Raw genomic sequence first — 1,283 nt, 5'->3', positions numbered from 1 at the left:
GCACCTTGAGGTCCTTGTACGCCTTGCGGCCCTTGTGCACCTTGCTGTCCTTGTAAGCCTTGTGGTCCTTGAACACCTTGAGGTCCTTGTATGCCTTGCGGTCCTTGGGTGCCTTGCGGCCCTTGATCACCTTGCGGCCCTTGTGCACCTTGAGGTCCTTGTATGCCTTGCGGTCCTTGATCACCCTGCGGTCCTTGAGCACCTTGAGGTCCTTGATCACCCTGCGGGCCCTGAATACCTTGAGGTCCTTGTACACCCTGCGATCCTTGCAAGCCTTGCGGCCCTTGTGCACCTTGAGGTCCTTGTACGCCTTGCGGCCCTTGTGCACCTTGCGGTCCTTGTATGCCTTGCGGCCCTTGGGCACCTTGAGGTCCTTGTATGCCTTGCGGCCCTTGGGCACCTTGCGGCCCTTGTGCACCTTGCGGTCCTTGTATGCCTTGCGGTCCTTGATCACCTTGAGGTCCTTGTACGCCTTGAGGTCCTTGATCACCCTGCGAGCCTTGTACGCCTTGCGGCCCTTGAACACCTTGCAGTCCTTGTACGCCTTGAGGTCCTTGTACGCCTTGCGGTCCTTGGTCACCTTGAGGTCCTTGTACGCCTTGCGGCCCTTGGGCACCTTGCGGTCCTTGTATGCCTTGCGGCCCTTGGGCACCTTGCGGTCCTTGATCACCTTGAGGTCCTTGTATGCCTTGCGGTCCTTGATCACCTTGAGGTCCTTGTACGCCTTGAGGTCCTTGATCACCCTGCGAGCCTTGTACGCCTTGCGGCCCTTGAACACCTTGCAGTCCTTGTACGCCTTGAGGTCCTTGTACGCCTTGCGGTCCTTGGTCACCTTGAGGTCCTTGTACGCCTTGCGGTCCTTGTGTGCCTTGCGGTCCTTGAACACCTTGAGGTCCTTGTATGCCTTGCGGCCCTTGAGCACCTTGAGGTCCTTGTGTGCCTTGCGGTCCTTGATCACCCTGCGGTCCTTGTGTGCCTTGCGGCCCTTGAACACCTTGCGGTCCTTGTATGCCTTGCGGTCCTTGAACACCTTGAGGTCCTTGTATGCCTTGCGGCCCTTGAGCACCTTGCGGTCCTTGGTCACCCCGCGGTCCTTGAACACCTTGAGGTCCTTGTACGCCTTGAGGTCCTTGGTCACCTTGTGGTCCACCTTGAGGGCCTTGTACACCTTGCGATCCTTGTATGCCTTGCGGCCCTTGATCACCTTGATGTCCTTGTACGCCTTGCGGCCCTTGAGCACCTAGAGGTCCTTGAACGCCTTCAGTTCCTTGGTCACCCTGCGA

At 58.6% G+C, this 1,283-nt stretch carries 1 pseudogene; it reads right to left on the bottom strand.

Annotation, left to right across the window (positions count from 1 at the left end):
- A pseudogene (locus tag OB236_RS19250) lies at positions 1–1,283 on the bottom strand (collagen-like triple helix repeat-containing protein); the annotation flags it as partial.

It is taken from the genome of Paenibacillus baimaensis, from assembly GCF_025567575.1.
Note: the sequence above shows the minus strand (reverse complement) of the source record. Positions and strands in the feature narration are given on the sequence as shown.